11 protein-coding genes and 1 pseudogene are annotated in these 18,043 nt (G+C 68.6%); 9 read left to right on the top strand and 3 right to left on the bottom strand.

The window, feature by feature from the left end; genetic code table 11:
* Nucleotides 1-168 precede the first annotated feature (168 nt).
* The 5 genes and pseudogenes from AB0K82_RS22985 (at nucleotide 169) to AB0K82_RS22965 (ending at nucleotide 12,619) form a co-directional block, all read left to right on the top strand.
* A complete protein-coding gene (locus AB0K82_RS22985; protein ID WP_364399962.1) occupies nucleotides 169-435 on the top strand; it encodes a hypothetical protein in 267 nt (88 codons plus the stop codon).
* Between the two features lie 140 nt (nucleotides 436-575).
* Nucleotides 576-1,147: pseudogene (locus AB0K82_RS22980) on the top strand (recombinase family protein).
* 1,129 nt (nucleotides 1,148-2,276) lie between these two features.
* Nucleotides 2,277-9,485 carry a LamG-like jellyroll fold domain-containing protein gene (locus AB0K82_RS22975; protein ID WP_364399959.1) on the top strand — a complete coding sequence of 2,403 codons (7,209 nt, stop codon included), beginning with the start codon at nucleotides 2,277-2,279 and terminating at the stop codon, nucleotides 9,483-9,485.
* 276 nt (nucleotides 9,486-9,761) lie between these two features.
* Entirely contained in the window at nucleotides 9,762-11,318 is a 1,557-nt protein-coding gene (locus AB0K82_RS22970; protein WP_364399956.1) for a DUF4158 domain-containing protein, read from the top strand.
* Nucleotides 11,237-12,619, top strand: a complete 1,383-nt coding sequence (locus tag AB0K82_RS22965) for a transposase (protein ID WP_364399953.1) — start codon at nucleotides 11,237-11,239, stop codon at nucleotides 12,617-12,619. The genes AB0K82_RS22970 and AB0K82_RS22965 overlap by 82 nt, the downstream gene beginning before the upstream one ends.
* Nucleotides 12,620-12,667: 48 nt before the next feature.
* Here AB0K82_RS22965 and AB0K82_RS22960 read toward each other — a convergent pair whose 3' ends face one another.
* Nucleotides 12,668-13,039: a hypothetical protein gene (locus tag AB0K82_RS22960; RefSeq protein ID WP_364399950.1), complete on the bottom strand. Its 372-nt coding sequence runs from the start codon at nucleotides 13,037-13,039 to the stop codon at nucleotides 12,668-12,670.
* A gap of 281 nt (nucleotides 13,040-13,320) precedes the next feature.
* On the opposite strand from AB0K82_RS22960, the gene AB0K82_RS22955 reads away from it, so the two are divergent.
* The 4 genes from AB0K82_RS22955 to AB0K82_RS22940 all read left to right on the top strand — a co-directional run bounded on the left by AB0K82_RS22955 (nucleotide 13,321) and on the right by AB0K82_RS22940 (nucleotide 16,901).
* Nucleotides 13,321-13,644 (top strand): hypothetical protein, encoded by a 324-nt coding sequence (locus AB0K82_RS22955; protein WP_364399947.1) that lies wholly within the window; start codon nucleotides 13,321-13,323, stop codon nucleotides 13,642-13,644.
* Entirely contained in the window at nucleotides 13,608-14,258 is a 651-nt protein-coding gene (locus AB0K82_RS22950; RefSeq protein WP_364399944.1) for a site-specific integrase, read from the top strand. Before AB0K82_RS22955 ends, AB0K82_RS22950 begins: the two co-directional genes overlap by 37 nt.
* Before the next feature lie 112 nt (nucleotides 14,259-14,370).
* Nucleotides 14,371-15,495, top strand: coding sequence for a MerR family transcriptional regulator (locus tag AB0K82_RS22945; protein WP_364399941.1), 1,125 nt, complete (start codon nucleotides 14,371-14,373; stop codon nucleotides 15,493-15,495).
* On the top strand, nucleotides 15,492-16,901 hold the full coding sequence (locus AB0K82_RS22940; RefSeq protein WP_364399938.1) for an MFS transporter: 1,410 nt from the start codon (nucleotides 15,492-15,494) through the stop codon (nucleotides 16,899-16,901). Before AB0K82_RS22945 ends, AB0K82_RS22940 begins: the two co-directional genes overlap by 4 nt.
* On the opposite strand, the gene AB0K82_RS22935 is transcribed toward AB0K82_RS22940, so the two are convergent.
* The gene (locus AB0K82_RS22935; protein ID WP_364399935.1) at nucleotides 16,813-17,058 is read right to left on the bottom strand and encodes a Tn3 family transposase; all 246 of its coding nucleotides are present in this window, start codon (nucleotides 17,056-17,058) and stop codon (nucleotides 16,813-16,815) included. The two genes, AB0K82_RS22940 and AB0K82_RS22935, sit on opposite strands and share 89 nt — an antisense overlap.
* Nucleotides 16,952-17,803: a DUF4158 domain-containing protein gene (locus AB0K82_RS22930; protein WP_364399932.1), complete on the bottom strand. Its 852-nt coding sequence runs from the start codon at nucleotides 17,801-17,803 to the stop codon at nucleotides 16,952-16,954. The genes AB0K82_RS22935 and AB0K82_RS22930 overlap by 107 nt, the downstream gene beginning before the upstream one ends.
* Nucleotides 17,804-18,043 lie beyond the last annotated feature (240 nt).

Here is an 18,043-nt window from a genome sequence, read left to right as displayed (position 1 = left end):
CCGACGAATACGAGGCCAACCACTACAAGAAATCGACAAGACCGCAGGTCACAGCCACAACCTAGAGCCTCCACGAAACCCGGGGCGGTTCAGTAGCGCGTTGAAAAACGTGTTGAGAGTCTGGCTGTTCAACAAGTGTGTGAGCACCTTTTCTCTACGCTCGCGGGCATGGAACCCGCCCCCGAGCTCGTCCTGCCGTACCCGCACGCCCGCAACGACTGCGGTCTGTGCCACGAAACGGACGCCGACTTCGAGATCGTGGAGGAGGCGCTGGAACCGCCGAACCGGACGGACCGGGAGGCTCGCCGCTTCCGCCAGGGCTGCCTCGGCCGCTGGATGGCCACCATGGCCATGGCCCGCCCCGGCGCCCTCTCGCCCGGTGCGCCGCTCGCCGTGACCGTCGCCCTGCTGCGCCCCAGCAGGGGATCGTGGTGACCAGCGCCGCGCTTCCCCAGGGCCCGCTGCTGGAGGACTCGCTCGGGGAGAACCCGCTGCAGCCCGAACCGGCCGCGCTGACCGGAGCGCTGATCGGGTACGCGCGCGTCTCGACCGGCGGGCAGCGCCTGGACCGTCAGATGCACGCCCTCGCCGAGGCAGGTTGCATCCGGATCTTCGCTGATAAGAAATCCGGCAAGAACGCTCGACCGTGAGGAGCTGTGGAAGGCGCTGGACTACTTGCGCGCCGGCGACACCCTCGTCGTGCCGTCCCTAGACCGGCTCGGCCGCTCCTTGCAGGACCTGATCGCCATCGTCGCCGGGCTCCGCAAACGCGGCATCGGGTTCCGGTCCCTGCACGAGGCAGGCCCTGGACACCACCACGCCCGGCGGCCGCCTGGTCTTCCATGTCTTCGCCGCCCTGGCCGAATTCATCCGCGAGCTCATCGTCGAAGGTACCCACGAGGGGCTGGCCGCCGCCCGCGCCCGCGGCCAGCGCCTCGGCCGCCCGCCCGCGATGACGCCCGAGCAGGTCCGGCACGCTCGCGCCCTGCTCGCCCAGCCCGACGCGACGATCGCTTCCATCGCCCGTCTACTGGGCGTCAGCCGGGCGACCATCTACAAGTACGTCCCCGAGCTCAAGGCAAGCCAGCGTCCCCAACTCGAGCCCGGCACCGCTCGGGCCACTCCCGCCGAACTCCCCGCCGGCTGACCGCGACGATCCCCTACCTTGCGGCTCGCCGTAGCTTCGGGAGTCCCGGGCCGACACGGACTTCGACCCGGTCGCCGGCGAAGCGGCCGCGGCTGCAGCGATAAGGTCCGCGTCGTCGGTGGCGAGGGCGAGACTGCCCCCGGTCTCGGTGACTGCCGAGCGGGCCCTGTAGCGCGCCGCACGGTCGGAAGCTGCCTCGAATTCTCCACTGCGGATCGCGGCGATCCACAGCCAGTACTGCTCCGCGGTAGGTCGTGACCGCTTTCAGGGGGGGCGCCGATCAGGTGGGCGACCTGCTGGCGGTGTTGTCCGTAGCGGTGGCGTTCGCCGTAGTCGGGAATCTCGTGGGAGTTGCGGTCGATGTAGACGCAGGACTCTCCTTCAGCCGTACGAAGAAGACGAGACAGCATGCAGCCAATGATATCGGGCGGTCCACTTTGACCGACATCCGATCTTGGGCTGGTAAGCGAGCACCCTTCATCCACAGGGCGGCCGGGCGGAGTTTGCCAAAGGGCGGTCTCTGCACTTGGTCGATGGACTCGGGACGCTGGCTGCGACACCATTTGACCTCCTTATTGCCCCCGTGCGACGAGGTTCAGAACGCCGTCCAAATCGCTCATCCGGTCGAACTTCTGCGAGAGTAGGCTCATCGAGGAATTGCTGCGTGCCGTGACAAAAGGACAGATAGGCATCTTCCCCAAGTCGTTCTGAAGGTCAGCCGGTGCTTCGCCGTCGGTTCACCGCGAGCATGGTCCTGGCGCGTGGCGGTGTCGTCGCACCGGCACTGCTGTGGGCCACTTGCCCTTGCCCACGCCACTACCCGGCACAGGCGGCGGTCCGTGCCGCGCCGCGAAACCATGCGCACAGCTAATCCGGTTTCGTGGCCGTTGTCGATGCGGTGACAAGTTTTGTGATTGGCCGAAACCAGTCAGGATTCATTGCTTGACGGACTGAATTGAGACGGGTGATCCTGAGTTGATTCTGCTCAATGGAGGGGGCCGGCTTGTCGCTTCACGATTCCCTGGTCAAGGTTTACGGTGACCGGGCCTACACGCACGTTACGATGGTGCGGCATCAGGGCACGACCGTTGCGTTCGCGATGGATGCTTCCCGCCGCGTTTTCTATTCGGTGCTGGATCTCGCGGGAGACCAGAAGAAGGGGACGGTGGACTCGGCGTACTGGAGCGAGAACCCGGTCGAGCTGGCCTTCCCCCGGGAACTGGCCGAGATCGGGTACGCCATCGCGGGTGCCACGGCCATGCCGACGGTCAAGCGCGGCGGCGTGGAGGCCGGCGTGGGTGAGCAGCCGACGCCCGGCGAGATCGACTCGTACCTCTCCACGACCGCGCGGTTGACGGCGGCGGCCCCGTTCCAGGTGGTCTCCGACGGCACCTACGTGGTGGTGCTGCGGCAGTCGGTCGGCGACGGGCACGCCAACGCGGTCTACAAACTGAAGGGCGGCGGCTGCTCGGGCGACACCTCCCGGACCGACTTCATGCTCGACGGCACCAAGAAGGTCCCGCTGGTCGGCGACACGCTGCTCTGTGACCGGTTCCTGCTGGTGGAGGGCAAGCTCAAGCCGGTTCGCGAGGTGCGGTACAGGCGCAGCAGACACGCCACCCGGCCCGAGTCGGCCAAGGACACCCTGGGCACCGAGGACATGGAGGGCCGCCCGTTCTTCGAGCCGACCCAGGAGCTGTCGTTCGTCCGGAACCTGAGCGGAGGCCGGTTCGCGGCGGTGCTGGTGCCGACCGCCGTCCACGGGGTGCAACGCTGGCAGCTGTTCGCCTACAACGCCGCCACCGGACGCATCGACGGGTACAACGTCGAGCAGGGCACCCAGGGCCTGTTCAACACTCGGGGCACGCAGTTCTACACGAGCCCGGATCCGCTCTACAAGGACGCGGTGTTCGAACGGAGCCCGGGCAAATGCCCGTTCACGGGCAAGGACCTGGTGCCGGTGCTGCGCACGGACGGCCAGGCCGACACCGCGGTGCGGCTGACGGACGAGAACACCTTCGTCAAGCTGAGCGACTCCAAGGACGCCCTGGGGTTCGCAGGGAAGCCGTACACGATCGAGGCGTGGATCAAGCCCGCCGACTACGACGGTCCCGTGGTGTCGAGGGGCTCGTCGTACCAGCTGGAGGTGGACGTCGACGGCCACGTGTGCCTGTGGCACGACGGCGCGCAGCAACCGGTCAAGTCGAGCGCGACCGTCCCCAAGGACTCCTACTCCCACATCGCCGCCGTCTTCGACGGCACGACCGCGTCGCTGTTCGTCGACGGCAGGCCGGAGGGGACCGGCGCGATGCCCTACACCGAGGAGGCAGGCGCGTCCACGGTGATCGGCGGGACGACGGCCCACGGAAGCACGACCGGGCCGTTCAACGGCGACGTCGATGAGGTCCGGGTGTGGAGCCGGGCGCGCATCGCCGCCGAGATCCGGGAGAACATGAACCACCGGCTGGTCGGCAACGAGCCGGGGCTGGTGGCCTACTACCGGTTCGACGAGGGCTCCGGCGCCACGACCTACGATCAGACGGACCAGGCGGCGCACGGGACGCTGAAGGGCACCCCCCAGTGGACGGGTTCGGACGCCCCGATCGGCGACCACCCGGGGATCCGGCGGAACAGCTTCATCCTCTCCGGACGCAAGGTCATCTCCGGTATGTCGGCCCTGCTCTACCACCAGCAGGAGACCGCTCCCGCCGGATACGGCGGCACGGCCAAGCCCGCCAAGCGGCAGGCGCGCGTCATGCTGGTCTGGGCCTCCGAGAAGAACAAGGACGCGTGCGTGGCGAGCCTGGACTTCGGCGTCGGACGCGACGGACGGCTCGGCCGAACGCCCGAGGTCCTGGACCCGGCGCTGGTCAAGCGGCCCGCCAAGGGCGCGGACTCGGAGCGGATCGCCGCCCTCCAGCAGCAGGTCAAGCGGCTCGAAGGGGAGATCGCGGCCCTCCAGCCACAGATCGCGGCCCTTGTCGACAAGTCCGGCAAGGTGCCCGAGTACCAGGCCCTCCACGACCGGCTGAAGCGCGAACGCGACGACCTCCAGAACCGCTTCAACGCCGAGAAGGACCAGCTCACCTCATACCGCTATCGGCTGTTCTCCAAGATGACGCGCGAGTGGAACGGCAAGACCTGGCCGCTGCTGCTGCTCATCGCGGGCACCCGGGCGGCCCCCGCGAACGTGGCGGGAGCGGCAGCCGCCGCGTCCGACTTCGACATGGCGAAATGGACCGTCGCGGTCTCCAGCTGGTTCCAGAACGGGCCGACCTACCACAAGATCCGGTACGAGCCGTTCGACAAGTTCCTGTTCCCCCTGGGCGACTCGCCGGTCGACGGTGCCCCCATGAGCGCCAAGTCCGACACGGGGGATCAGAATTACGAATTCTCACTGCGGCAGGAGGGCGAGTACTTCCGCTTCGTCAACCGGATGAACGGCCTCGCCGTCTGCGTGAACAACAACGGTAAGGTCTACCAGTCGAGGGACGGCCTGACGAGCGACGTGGGCCTGCTGCGCCTGGAACGCCTGGACATGCTCTCGGGCGTGGACAGGCTGCTGGCGGAGGCCGAGAACAAGCTGGGTCCCGCCGTGAAGGACCTGATCGAGGCGCAGACCGCCCTCCAGCGCATCACCGAGCTGCGGAAGGCGCTCACCGCCAAGCAGGCGGAGCTAAAGGAGGCCCAAGACGAGCTGGCCCGCCTGTCCGGCGGCCTTCAGGGCGACGACGACCTGACCGTGACCATGCCGATGCTCGGAATGGACCGCACCGGCCTGAGCCACTACGGCGGCCTGCTCGACTTCGCCCGTGGCTCCGACACGCCCGTCCTGCTCGACAGCGGCACCGGCGACCTCGTGATGTACTTCCGCGGCGAGAACGAGCAGTTCTTCGCCGCCTACTACGACACGTCCGTCACGCGCGGTTCGCAGGAGCTGACCGCGGACGGCGGCAGACTCAGCTTCACCGCCCGCGACGCGGGTCTCGCCCTGGACTCCTGCACGATCGAGGTGACCGACGGCGACGTGCCCGGACGCTGCGACGTGACCGTCACGGCCGGCGGCGAGACCGAGACGTGGCGTTCGCTGCCGCGCAAGGCGGGGGTGATGGCCGCGGCGCTGGCCGGGAGCGCGGGCGAGCCGGTGGCGGTCGGGGCGGTCGCCTCGGTGAGCGGCTCGGGCATCCAGCTCACCGAGGGGACGGCCGTCAAGGTCCCGAAGGGTGCCCACCTGCTGATCGGCGGACGCGGGTACGCGGCCGCCGCCGACACGGCCCGCGGCGCCAAGGCGATCACCCTGACCACGGCCGGCGCGTCCGGCGCGGCGGTCTCGGCGATCTCGACGGGCGACAACGTCAACCTCGTCGGCTACGACTTCGGACGCGCGTCCTCCAGCCGTCCCGGGGTACTGATGTCGGGCGGCTCACGCCTGGTGGGACTCGTCACCAACGGGGTCGAGTCCGTTCCGAACGGCAAGGCCAGGCCGTTCGTCAACGGCACCGGCTGCCGCTGGCGGGCCAAGATGCCGGGCCGCGCCTACTTCTTCGACGGCAAGGAGCAGCAGTACCTGAGCCTGGCCAAGGACAAGGTGCCGCAGGCGTCCACTCCCGGCGACCTGTCCCTGGAGGCGTGGGTCCGCCCCGAGGAGGGGCAGGGCAGGCTCGTGCACGCTCACACGGGCGACTCGACCTACTCGCTGGCACTGGCGCAGGCGCCGCTGCCCGTGCAGTCCTTCGACGGCAAGACCCAGATCGGGTTGTCCGGCGCGCTCGACCTGGCCGGCCGCGACTTCACCGTCGAGCTGTGGGCCAAGCGCAACAACCTCCGCGGCGTCCGGGAACCGCTTCTCACCCACGGCGACATGGCCGGAAAGGTGGACCAGACCCTCCACCTGCACTTCAACGAGAACAGCACCTTCGGCTTTCATCTATACGGCGACGACCTGACCACCAAGGACCCCTACCCCGACCTGGACTGGCATCACTGGGCCGCCGTGTACACCCACGCCACCCGTGAGCAGATCCTCTACCGGGACGGCGTCGAGGTCGCCCGCCGCACCGCCACCGGCGCCTACGCCGGCAACGGGCCGGTGGTTCTGGGCTACCAGCAGTTCTACGCCGCCTACTTCAACGGCCACATCGACGAGGTCCGCATCTTCGGGCGGGTGCGCACCCCTGCGGAGATCTCCGACGAACGCCTGCAGCGGATCTCCCCCCGCACGCCCGGCCTGCTCGGCCACTGGACGTTCAACGGGACCGCGACCCCCTCGCCCATCAAGGGCTACCAGGTGGTGGCGCGGGTCGGCGACCGCGTCCTGCGGTCGGCCGAACGGTTCGCCTGCAACGAGTGGGCGCACGTGGCCGCGACGTACAAGCAGGCGTGGGCCGTGCAGCTGGACGGCACGACGAGCCTGGCGGTGGCCCCGCAGGCCGCGCTGGACCTCCTCGACGACCTTACGATCGAGGTGTTCGTGCGCATGGAACGGCTGGGTACCCCCGTGGACCTGGTCGCCAAGGGCGTCGCGATGGACGGCGGCCCGGGCGGTGTGCCGTACCAGCTGAGCGTCCGCACCGACGGATTTCTGGAGTTCGCCTTCGCCGAGGCGGACGGCAAGGTCGTGCGCTACACGTCCACCCAGGCCATCACCGCCGGGACCTTCCAGCGGGTGTCCGTCATCCGGCAGAGGCAGCGGCCCGCCGGGACCGCGCCCCCCGCCGACGCCCAGTCGACGACCGAGATCCGCTTCTATATCGACGGCAACGCCGCGGGCGACCACCGCTATACCGGTCCCGGCCCCCAGGCCAACGGCAGCGACGTCGAACTCGGCCGCGGACTGCGCGGCGAGCTGTGCGAGGTGCGGCTGTGGAGCACGGCCCGCGATCCCAAACAGCTCGGCCTGCCGGTCACCGAGCGCGACAAAGGACTGCTGGCGCGCTGGGCGTTCGACGAGAACGCCGGCAACGTCGCCCTCGACAGCCGGGGCTCCTTCCCGGCCAGGCTGCGGGGCGCCCGCTGGACCCGCGACCCCGACCCGAAGGCGAGCCCCCTGCGGTTGTTCCGCAACGGGCAACAGCTCTCCGACAACCTGACGCCCGTCGCCGAGGACGCCGTTCCCTACGGTGACAGGCAGCTCACCCTGGGCGCGCGCATCCAATCCGGCAGGGTGATGGACCCCCTTACCGGGACCCTGGAGGAGGTGCGCGTCTGGCGCAGCATGCGCACCCCCGAACAGATCCTGGACAACCTGTTCACCCGGCTGCGCGGCGGCAAACAGGACCTCATCGCCTACTGGTCCTTCGACCGCGACTCCACCGCCGCCACCGCCACGACCGTGCTCGACGACGGGCTGCGCGGCAACGACCTGGGCTTCTCCGCGAAGCGGCCCCGGATCCTGCTGTCGACCGCGCCGGTCTCTACCGACACCGCCGAGGTGCGCTCGGCGCTGGCCGGCGTCCGGACGACCTTTCACGACACCATTGGTTCCGCCCCGGCCGCGTCGGAGTACGCCGACATGCAGTACACCCCCGCCGGGGACATGACGGGTGTCCTCAAGCGCTGCTACGGCTACGTGCGCCAAGGACGCTGGCATCTGGTCACCGGCTACAAGGTCGGCGACCTGGTCACCGAGTGGGTGGGCCAGGTGCAGTTCGACCCGCAGCTCATCGGCTACATCGAGGGCGCGCCGCCGGTGCCGTCGGAGAACCTCACCAAGGACGGCGGGCACGCCGAGGCGTCCTCGGTGGAGTTCACCGAGGCCGACCAGGTCACCTACAGCTTGTCCTCCAGCAAGACTGGCAGCGTCAACTCCGCCTTCAACTTCGCGCTGGGCCTGGAGACCGACGCGAGCGTTCTGTCGATCACCGCGCCAATGGGGGTAGGAACGGCCCAGCCGGCGGCCAACGCCCAGCTGACGGTCAAGGGGAGCTTCGGCATGGAGTTTTCCAACTCCTGGAGCGAGGACACCCAGGTCGCCCAGGGGCTGAACACCACCCGCAAGACCCGGATGGCGCTGTCCGGGCATGTGGAGGACCCCACCCGGATGCTCAACCCCGCCCTCGGCCGCCGGTACGTGCCCGCCAACACGGGCATGGCACTGGTGCAGTCGGAGACGGCCGACGTCTTCGCGCTGCGCTTGGCCCACACCGGTGCGCTGGTCGCCTACCGGATGCTGCCCAATCCCGACATCCCCAAGGACTGGAACATCATCCACTTCCCGATCAATCCGCGCTACGTCAAACAGGGCACCCTGGACGGCGCCGTCGGTTTCAGCGACCAGGGCAAGGTCACCGACCCCGACTACCCGACCGCCGTCGGCTACGGCGAGCACAGCTACTTCAAACCCCGCGACGCCTACGCGCTCAAGAACCGCATCACCCGCGACCAGCAGCGCCTGCGCGCCTACTACGAGTCGGTCTCGACCGAGACCCACGCCTCCGACCCGACCCACCGGCAGGCGCAGGCCGTCCTGCGGAGCATGGGCGTCGACGCCCCCGACTCCGGGCCCGGCCGCGGCACCGGCGGAAGCGCCACCGCCGAGGGCTTCTCGCACCGCGACCTGGTCAACACCTACGTCTGGACGGCCCAGGGCGGCTTCTTCGCCGAGTCCACCGAGGCCACCGACGCCGTCACCCAGACCACCTCCGGCTCCTACTCGTTCTCCGGGAAGGCCACCTACAGCGAGGACTTCTCCCTCGGGTTCACGACCGTGAGCCTCATCGGCAATTTCGACTGCTCGTTCGGCGGCGGCATGAGCACCACCCGCACGCGCGCGAAGAACGCCGCCCGCACGTTCGGCCTCAGCGTCACGTGCGCGCCTTCCGGCGACCTCCAGAAGACGGACAAGGACGGCAAACCAGCGTTCGATGCCGGAGGCAAGCCGGTCCTGGCACCGGGCAAGGTGGACGCCTACCGCTTCTTTACCTTCTACCTCGGCGAGAACAGCTCCAACTTCGACGACTTCTACAACAAGGTCATCGACCCGATCTGGCTGTCGAACAGCAGCGCCGCCGACGCCGCCGCCCTACGCCAGGCCCGCCAGTCGTCCGCCAAGCCGCCGTGCTGGCGGATCCTACACCGGGTCACCTTCATCAGCCGTGTCCTGCCCCCCGTCCCGGCGCCCGGCGCGCCGCCCCTGGAGAAGGCGATGCGCGCTGAGAACATCGACAGCAACTACGAGCTGATCAAACGCCTCGAACCGTACGTCCGCAGCGCCACCACCAGCACCGACGCGCTCGGCACCGCCACCCGCGCCGCGCTGACCGCCCACATACCCGAACTTCTGCCCCACGCCCCCGAGATCATCGAGTACCTGACCCTCTACTACGGCGTCCGCGACTGACAAGCCCTCCCGCCTGGTGCCGCGCCGCCCGCACGACGGCGCGGCACCAGGTCCTGCCATCCCGCGTTTCAGCGGGTTGGAGTGTTGCGTTCTGCGCGCCAGCGCTCTACCAGGCCCTCCACTCGGGTCGGTGCAACCAAGTGAAAAGTAGCTGTACGTAACGTCTCGGGATCGTTGCGTAGCGATCACGTCTCAGTGATACCGATCAGTAGCCGCGCGGTTACAGAACATGTTTCTTCCGACCTTCTATGCGGGATCGGAAGAAAGGGCCCAGTCATGCGGCGGGAGTGGGAGTTGGAAGACCTCATCGAGTGCTGGACGCTGGATGAGGACGAGTTCGCCCTGTTGGGGAACAAGACCGGGGCGACGCGGCTGGGCTTCGGCCTGGTGTTGAAGTTCTTCGAGCAGGAGGCCCGGTTCCCGCGGCGGGAGGACGTCCCCAAGGCCGCGGTGGAGTTCATGGCCGGGCAGGTCAAGGTCGACCCGGAGCTGTACGGGGAGTTCGACTTCGCCTCCAGGCAGGCCATCAATCACCGCAAGCAGATCCGCGAGTTCTATGGGTTCCGGGAGATCGCGGTCGGCGATGAGGACAAGCTGATCGTCTGGCTGGCCGGCAAGATGTGCCCGTTGGAGGTATCGCGGGATCGTTGGTTGCGGGCCGCGTTGCCGGCCCGGTGCCGCCAGGAGAAGATCGAGCCGCCCAGGCCGGGGCAGGCCGAGCGGCTGCTGGGCGCGGCCGAGGCGATGTTCGAGCGGCAGTTCACCACCAGCACGGTCGCCAGGTTGCCGGCGGGCGCGGTCATCAAGCTGAAGGAGCTGATCAAGGTCTGCGATCCGGACCTCGGCTCCGAGGCGGCCGGCGGTGGCCGCAGCTTCCTGCAGGAGCTCAAGGAAGACCCTGGCCCGCTCACTTTGGACACGCTGCTGGCCGAGATCCTCAAGCTGGAGCGGGTCAAGGCGATCGGGCTGCCTGAGGACCTGTTCGGCTTCGGTGACATCTCCGAGAAGGTCGTGGACGGGTGGCGGGCCCGGGCGATGAAGATGTACCCGTCGGACTTTGAGTCCTCACCGGAGCCGATCCGGCTCACGCTGCTGGCGGCGCTGTGCCATGTCCGTAAGGCCGAGATGATCGACGGGCTGGTGGAGCTGCTGATCCAGCTCGTCCACAAGATCAGCGTGCGGGCCGAGCGGAAAGTGGAGAAGGAGATCAACGCCGAGTTCCGGCGGGTGCACGGCAAGAACGGCATCCTGGTCCGACTGGCTGAGGCGGCGCTGGATCTGCCCGAGGAGCTCGTGCGGGAGGCGATTTACCCGGTGGTGGGGACGCGGACGCTGCGCGACATCATCGCCGAGGCCAAGGCGAATGAGAAGGTGTTCAACACCCGGGTGCGGACCAAGCTGCGCGGCTCCTACTCCCACCACTACCGGCGCGGCCTGCCCAAGCTGCTGAAGGCGGTGGAGTTCCGCTCGGGCAACGAGGCGTTCCAGCCGGTGATGGACGCCCTGGCGCTGCTGGACCGCTACGCCGATTCCGAGGTCGAGCACTACGACGCCGCGGACGCCGTGCCGCTGGAGCATGTGGTGCCCGACGACTGGCGGGAGGCGGTCCTGGACCCCGACACCGGCCTGGTCGAACGCATCCCGTATGAGCTGTGCGTGCTGGTCGCTCTGCGCAAGGCGATCCGCCGGCGGGCAACATCTGGCGCGACCCCGAGGACGACCTGCCGCCCGACTTCGCCGAGAACCGCGACGTGCACTACCAGGCGCTGTCCAAGCCCCGCGACCCGGCCGAATTCATCGCCGACCTGCAGAAACGCCACCTCGCCGCGCTGAACAAGCTGAAGGAGGAGATCTCACGCCGATGGGGCGTGCTGGACCTGCTCAACGTCATCAAGGACGTCGACCACGTCACCGGATTCACCGGCGACTTCGCCTCGGTGGCCTCCCGCACCGTCACCGACGAGGCCGTCCTGCGGCGCCGGCTGCTGTTGTGCCTGTACGGCCTGGGCACCAACGTCGGGATCAAGCGGGTCGCCGACGGCGTCGCTGCGGCCGTCGGCGAGACCGACCTGGCCGACAGCGAGGCGGCGCTGCGGCGGACCCGCCGGCTGTTCATCAACCGCGACAACCTGCGAGCCGCGATCCGCACCGTGGTCAACAAGACCTTGCTGGCCCGCGACACCGAGCTGTGGGGGCCGGGAACCTCGTGCGCGTCGGACTCGCGCAAGTTCGGATCCTGGTCGGCGAACTTCATGACCGAGTGGCACCAGCGATACGCAGGCCCCGGGATCATGGTGTACTGGCACGTCGAACGCAAGTCGGTGTGCATCTATTCGCAGGTCACGTCCACGACGGCGTCCGAGGTCGCCTCAATGATCGAGGGCCTGCTCCGCCACCTCACCAGCGCGGAGATCGACCGGCAGTACACCGATACCCATGGAGCCTCGATCGTTGGGTTCGCGTTCGCGCACTTGCTGAACTTCAACCTCCTGCCCAGGTTGAAGAACATCGGGTCGGCGCGGCTGTATCGGCCCGGGATCGGTGAGGACGAGGCGTGGCCGGCCCTGGACGAGGTGCTGTCGAACAAGACCATCGACTGGGACCTGATCGCCAACAACTACGATCAGATGGTCAAGTACGCCACCGCGCTGCGGCTCAAGACCGCCGAGGCGCACCAGATGCTGCGGCGCTTCACCCGCGGCGGCCCCAAACACCCCACCTACCAGGCCATCGAAGAGCTGGGCCGCGTCGTAAGGACGATCTTTATCTGCGACTATCTCGCCGACGAGGAAATCAGAAGGGAGATCCACGAGGGCCTGAACGTCGTGGAGAACTGGAACAGCGCGAACAAGGACATCTTCTACGGCAAGGCCGGTGACCTGACCGGCGACGACCGCGAGCACGTCGAGGTGTCCGCTCTCGCCCTCCACCTGGTCCAGGCCACGATCGCCTACCTCAACACCCACTTGATCCAGATCGTGCTACGTGATCCCGCCTGGCGGGACAGGCTCACCGAGGAGGACCGGCGCGGGCTGTCGGCCCTGTTCTGGACCCATCTGAACCTGTACGGGCGGCTGGAGCTGGACATGACCAACCACCTCGACCTCGATCTCGACGACCAGGGCGTGGCCTGACGCCCACGAGCGTTCGTACTGTGCGGCTGCCGCGTATCGCGCGTGCGGTCACGCGCGGCCGAAGTCCTCGGCCACCTCGCGAATCTCCTCGTCGATGCTGTCGCGCGCCCGGACGCACAGGTCGCGGAGAGCAGCGTCCAGGCCGAGGTGGTCGAGCAGTTCGGCCATGCGCCGATAGTCGTCGCCCTCCGCTGCCTCGTCCAGCAGCTTCCGTACGGCCAGCGGGACGGCGGCCTCGGCGGCGGAATTGGGCAGCCTGCCGAGCAACTGCCGGACCAGAAGCGTGTCCCGGACTCGAAGTGCGGCCCTGAGCAAAGGGGGGACGAGCGCTTCGGTGATGTCGGTGCCGAGCGTCTCCAGGAGCAGTAGCGCCTCGTCCCGTGTTTCGAACGTCTTCAGGGCTTCCCCGAGCGCGCGCACGGTGGCTTCCCTGTCCTGCCGCAGCGGGACGAGTGAGCGGTTCAGGGCGCTGGCTGCCGCGAGGGCGTGCGAGAAGGGGGTTGAGGAACATCGGAACGAAAACCGGCGGTAAGGCGCCGTCGCTCCTGGTGAGCGTCCGGCGGGCTTACGACATCGGACGAGCTCCGAAGTCTTGGCACAGATAACGCTCTATTATCTGCGGGATCGCTGATCGCGGCCTGTGTCGATGAAGCTCGGACGGTGCGTGAAGCGGTCCTGTTATCTGTGGCAAGGGAGAAGCGGTGCCCACCGTCGTGCAGCTGCCGATCGGCAAGGGCGTGACCGTCCGGGCGGCGGCCGACGCCTTCCTCGTCTCGCTCGGCAATCCGAACACTCTCAGGAACTACGCCATCGGCGTTGGTAAGACCTCCGAACGGCTCAGCGAGGAGAGGCCGTTGGCCACGGTGGCAGACGACGAGATCGGCGAGGTTCTGGAGCTGCTGTGGGGAAGTTCAGCGGTCAACACCTGGAACGCCCGTCGCGCGGCCACGATGCCCCAGCTGTGCCGGCCTGGGCGAAGCGGCTGCCGGTGCCGGACTCTGAGACCCCCGCCCGCTCGAAGATAGCCATCGACCGGCTGATCGCCCGCCGCGAGGTCCACCTGCGGGAGAAGACCTTCTACCGGATGCTCTATGAGACCGCCGCGCGGGCAGAGGAGATCCTGAGCCTGAACATCGAGAATCTCGACCTCGCCGGCCGCCGCGCGTCGGTGAAGGCGAAGGGCGCCCGCGCCAAGACCCGTCGCCGTGGACAGGCACGGGAGGACTTCGTGCTGGAGGCCGTCTATTGGGATGCCGGCACGGCCCGGTTGCTGCCCCGTCTGCTCAAGGGCCGCACTCGGGGCCCGGTGTTCATCACCCACCGCCGCCCGGGCCCGGGCAAGGTCGTCAGCCCACGGGACATCTGCCCAGATACCGGATTGGCCCGCCTCTCCTACGGCCAAGCGCGCGCCTTGCTGGATGAGCACACCGCCTTGGGCGGGCCGGGCACTGGCTGGGACCTGCACGAGTGGCGCCACTCCGCTTTGACCCACCTCGGCGAGCAGGGAGCCACGCTACTGATGCTCATGGCGAAGTCCCGGCACAAGAAGCCGGAGAACGTCCGCCGCTACTTCAAGCCCTCTCCAGAGGCGATCGCCGAGGTGACCAGCCTGCTCGCTCCAGGTGACAGCCGACGCTGAGACTGTTGCAACTGTCGGTCTGGCCGGGACTGCGGGGCCGTGTTGACCTTGCCCTTGGGGCAAGCCGCAGCATCGTCGGCACCGGCCAGGACGGCCGGGACGAGGAGGAGTGGTGCGGCAGCTGCTGACGATCGGTGTGTTCGCCAGGGCCGCGCGGTTGTCGCCGAAGGCGTTGCGGCTGTACGACGAGCTCGGATTGCTGCGGCCGGCCGCGGTGGACGGGGAGTCGGGCTACCGGTTTTACGATCCGGAGCAGTTGGAGCGGGCCCGGTTGATCGCCTGGCTACGGCGGCTCGGCATGCCGTTGGCCCGCATCCGGCGCGTGTGTGACCTGCCGGCCCCGGCGGCCGCTGAGGAGATCGCCGCCTTCTGGGAGCAGGTGCTGGCCGAGACTGCCGCCCGGGGGCAGTTGGCCGGCTTCCTCGTCGACTACCTGACGGGAAGAGGCAGCCCTGTGGAAGAGCCTACGACCATGCTTGGAATCCGTTACGCCGCCCGGTCGGAGTTGGGGCTGGTGCGCACGAGCAACGAGGACACCGCCTACGCCGGGCCCCGATTGCTGGCCGTGGCGGACGGGGTCCGCGGTTCAGGCGGTGACCTTGCCAGCACCGCGGCCATCGAAGCGCTCAAACCGTTGGAGACCCTGGCCGTACCGGCCGAGGATCTGCTCGGCGTTCTCGCCGACGCCGTCGCTGAAGCCGACCGGGCGATCGGGCGGATTGCCGCCTCGGCGTCGGCAGGTGAGGCGCTCACCACGTTGACCGCGCTGCTGTGGTCGGGTTCCCGGCTGGCCCTTGTTCACATCGGCGACACCCGGGCCTACCTCGTACGTGATGGGGAGCTGTTCCAGATCACCCACGACCACACCTACGTGCAGTCGCTCGTGGACGAGGGCGGGTTGACCCCGGAGGAGGCGGCCTCGCATCCACAGCGCTCGCTGCTCGTACGGGCGCTGACGGGTACGGGCGCCGCCCGGCCGGACCTGTCGCTGCACGAGGCGGCGGCCGGGGACCGGTACCTGTTGTGCTCCGATGGGCTTTCCACCGTCGTGGCGGCCGAGTCGCTGCGCGAGGTGCTGACCGGGCCGGGTGGCCCGGAGCAGGTGCTGGAGGAGTTGGTCACACGGGCGTATACCGCAGGCGCCCCCGACAATATCGCCTGCGTGGTCGCGGACGTGGTCGCGCTGGAAGGACCGGCTGCCGCGGATGCCGGCCGTAACGGTGGTACGGGACGGTGAGCAGGTCAGGGGTCCGGTCGCTGGGCGGCTACGCGATCGACCGTCGTCCGCTGGACATCCCGGCGTATCGGCGGCTGTGGGTCGCCTCGGTGGTCTGCGCGGTGGGTGGTTCGTTCAGCGTGGTCGCGATACCGGCCCAGCTGTTCACCATGACCGGATCGTCGGCGACCGTGGGCGCTTCGGCCGTCGTGTCGTTGGTCACGCTGGTCGCGGCGGCTCTGTGGACCGGTGCCCTCGCCGACGTCAGGGACCGCCGCAAGGTGCTGCTCGCTGCCCATTGTGGCCTCGCGGTGACGTACGCGGCGTTGTGGACCCAAGCGGCGCTGGGCGGCGGTTCGGTCCCTGTCTTGATGCTGTTGGTGGGCTGCCAGGGGCTGACCTTCGGAGCGATCATGACCACGATGGGCGCCGCAGTACCCCGCCTGGTCCCGATCGAGCTCCTACCGGCAGCGAACAGCCTCAGCCAGTTGGTCCGCTACGCCGGGTCGATCCTCGGGCCGGTGCTGGCCGGTGTCTTGATCCCGATCGTTGGGCTCAGCACGTTGTACCTGTTCGACGCCGTCGCGCTGCTGGCCGTCGTGTGGGCCGTCATCAAGTTGCCGCCGCTCCCGCCCCGTCCACACCCGAACGGAGCGTCGAACGACCCGGTCAGGCCGTACCGGCAGGGAGGATCCACGATCGGGCAGGTCTTGGCCGGGTGCCGGTACCTGGCCGCCAGCCGGCTGCTCGTGGCGGTGCTGGCGGTAGACCTCGCCGCGATGGTTCTCGGCATGCCGACCGCCCTGTTCCCGCAACTGGCCCAGCGCACCTACGGCGGTCCGGCGGGCGGCGGCATGCAACTGGGATTGCTCTACGCCGCCTACCCGGCCGGAGTCGTCGCCGTCGGCCTGATGTCGGGCACGTTCACCCGCGCCCGACGCCACGGTGCTCTCATGGCGGCGGCCGCCGCCGCATGGGGCATCACCCTCGTGGTCCTCGGACTGGCCCCACGGCTGTGGATCGCGCTGGCTGCGCTCGTGCTCGGTGGTGCGGTCAACTTCGTGCTGAGCACCTTCCGTAACGCGATCTCTCAGGCACTCACCGACGACGTCATGCGCGGCCGGATCCAAGGATCGCTCACCGTCGTACTCATCGGGGGGCCACAGATCGGGAACCTGCTGCACGGGACCAGCGCATCGATCTTCGGCCCCCGGATGGTCATCTGCGCTGGTGGGCTGCTCACCACGCTGGTCGTGGCAGTGATCGCATGGGCAGTTCCTGAGCTGAGTCAGTACACCGCTCAGCGAGCGAGTGAAGCAGGACCGGGGGAGGCGGCCCTCACTGGTCCTCGGCGTCCGGAACGCGAAGGGGACGCATCCCCCCGGGCAGTTCCGGGAGCTGAAAGGAGTACCGACCCAGCAGGTTGACGTGGTGCCGCACGAACGGCGACAGGCGGGCCACGTCCTCCTGGCGGACCTCAAACCCTTCCGCGCGCAGCTTGGCCACGGCGGCGTCCATGTAGCGGGTGTTGAACAGCACCAGCGCGTTGAGCACGAGGCCAAGCGCGCCGATCTGGTCTTCCATCCCCTCGCGATAATTCGACCTCGCCCATGCCCAGTGCGGCGATCTCCGCAGCGCGCTCGAGCGCGCGGCCCATCTGCGGGCCGGAGACCCGCATCGGGCCGCGGCGTAGCCGGTCCAGCTCCGAGACTCGCGCGCCGTCCGGGACCACCAAAAGCGCATCGAGCATGGCCCGCTGCCCTGGCTCCAACAGCTCGTACAGGCTGTCCCAAAGCCGCTGGTTCGCCGCCTCCCGCACCGAGGCCACCAGCCGCGTCAACGTCGTCACCCCCGGCAGCAGCACCCGACGCTCACGCAGCCAACCGACCGAGGCGTCGAACAACGCATTCGGACCCTCCCCGGTCGTCCAGGCCCGCGCGTCCACCCACCTGCGAAGCTCGCCCTCGACCTCGGCGAACTCCCGGTAGCCCAGGACTCGGCGCAGCTCCCGGACGTGCTCCAGCCGGGTGTTCTTCCGCTCGCCGTACGCCTTCAGCACCGAGGCGTCGTCGATCCGGAGCTGCTCGGCGAGGTAGTCCACGACTACCGCCGGCACGTCGACCGGGTCATCGAGAAACACCCCGAGGTACCGGACGCTGGTCAGCAGAACGGCGAGCCCGAGGCGGTTGTGCGGCCGGCGCTTGGACTCCACCAGCTCCCGGTCGACATCGTCGAGGAAGAAGAACCGCTCCAGCTCCGCGCGCGAGGGCGCCCGCCCGAACGCGGCGTAGCCCGCTACCTGCTCATCGGTCAAAAACTCCACCGGCATACCCGGCCTCCAAACAGTCGATCAACACGACCGCTGAAGACTCCGACACCCGATCAAGTCAGGTCAAAGCGCAGGAACTCACCTGGCCGCCGCGGGGGAATTGGGGGTTCAGCAGCAACCGAACGGCCAGTCACGTTAAGGAGCCCGGTCGGCGTCTCTTGCCGTGACTGGCCGTTCCGATGCGGGTGGGGCGTCGCCTTCGGCTGGGATCTCGTAACGGTTCGGTCGCTGTGTGTGGGT

Origin of the sequence: Actinoallomurus sp. NPDC052274, assembly GCF_040679475.1 — a bacterium.
Taxonomy (GTDB): domain Bacteria; phylum Actinomycetota; class Actinomycetes; order Streptosporangiales; family Streptosporangiaceae; genus Actinoallomurus; species Actinoallomurus liliacearum.
This window is presented reverse-complemented; position numbering and strand designations above follow the sequence as displayed.